Here is a 1,502-nt window from a genome sequence, read left to right as displayed (position 1 = left end):
CACAGGCGTTACTGCTGACCGGCAAGAAGAAATAGAAAAACGAGAAAAAACCAGTAGGGACTGCGCATCGAATATCAGGTATCCAGTGAAAAAAGACAGCCATGCCAAAACTTTGAAGCATCTGATAGCACGAAGCCTGGAAGATCCAGGCTTGTGCATATAAGGCATCAGATTAGTGGCAAATCCATCGCTGTCACGACTTTTCCGACACAATCCGGTGTCTTTTTACCATCTACGGCTTAACCGCGAAACTCGGAGCGACCGTTGTACTTGGCTTTGCCATTCAACTGCTCTTCGATACGCAGCAGTTGGTTGTACTTGGAAACGCGGTCGGAACGGCACAGCGAACCGGTTTTGATCTGGCCAGCCGAGGTGCCCACAGCCAGGTCGGCGATGGTCGAATCTTCGGTTTCGCCCGAACGGTGCGAGATTACAGCAGTGTAACCGGCAGCCTTGGCCATCTGGATGGCTTCCAGCGTTTCGGTCAGAGTGCCGATCTGGTTGAACTTGATCAGGATCGAGTTGGCGATGTTTTTATCGATACCCTCTTTCAGGATCTTTGTGTTGGTCACGAACAGGTCGTCGCCCACCAGTTGCACCTTCTCGCCGATCTTGTCGGTGAGGACTTTCCAGCCAGCCCAGTCGGACTCGTCCAGACCGTCTTCGATCGAGATGATCGGATAACGTTCGGTCAGGCCTTTCAGGTAATCAGCGAAACCTTCAGCGGTGAACACCTGGCCTTCGCCGGACAGGTTGTACTTGCCGTCTTCGTAGAATTCGCTCGCCGCGCAGTCCAGCGCCAGGGTCACGTCAGTGCCCAGCTTGTAACCGGCGTTGGCCACCGCTTCGGAGATCACTTTCAGCGCGTCTTCGTTGGACGCCAGGTTCGGTGCGAAACCGCCTTCGTCGCCAACGGCAGTGCTCAGGCCACGGGCCTTCAGCACGGCTTTCAAGTGATGGAAAATCTCGGTGCCCATGCGCAGACCTTCCGAGAAAGACTTGGCGCCAACCGGCTGCACCATGAATTCCTGGATGTCGACGTTGTTATCGGCGTGCTCGCCACCGTTGATGATGTTCATCATCGGCACCGGCATCGAGTAAACACCCGGAGTGCCGTTGAGGTTGGCGATGTGTGCGTACAACGGCAGATCCTGATCCTGTGCAGCAGCCTTGGCCGCAGCCAGGGACACGGCGAGGATGGCGTTGGCGCCCAGGGTCGCGTTGTTTTCGGTACCGTCGAGCTTGATCATCGCGTGATCCAGCGCTTTCTGGTCGCTTGGGTCGGTGCCCAGCAGCAGATCGCGGATCGGGCCGTTGATGTTGGCGACTGCTTTCAGTACGCCTTTGCCCAGATAACGGCTCTTGTCGCCATCACGCAGCTCGAGCGCTTCACGCGAGCCAGTGGATGCACCGGACGGCGCGCAAGCGCTGCCGATGATGCCGTTGTCGAGAAGCACATCCGCTTCCACGGTGGGATTGCCTCGGGAGTCGAGAACTTCACG

Annotated in this window: 1 pseudogene; it reads right to left on the bottom strand. The window is 56.9% G+C overall.

The annotated features are described in order from the left end of the window. Positions 1 to 239: 239 nt before the first annotated feature. Positions 240 to 1,502: pseudogene (eno, locus tag ACIP1X_RS28075) on the bottom strand (phosphopyruvate hydratase); the annotation flags it as partial.

Source organism: Pseudomonas sp. NPDC088885 (assembly GCF_044750025.1).
GTDB classification, from domain to species: domain Bacteria; phylum Pseudomonadota; class Gammaproteobacteria; order Pseudomonadales; family Pseudomonadaceae; genus Aquipseudomonas; species Aquipseudomonas rustica.
This window is presented reverse-complemented; position numbering and strand designations above follow the sequence as displayed.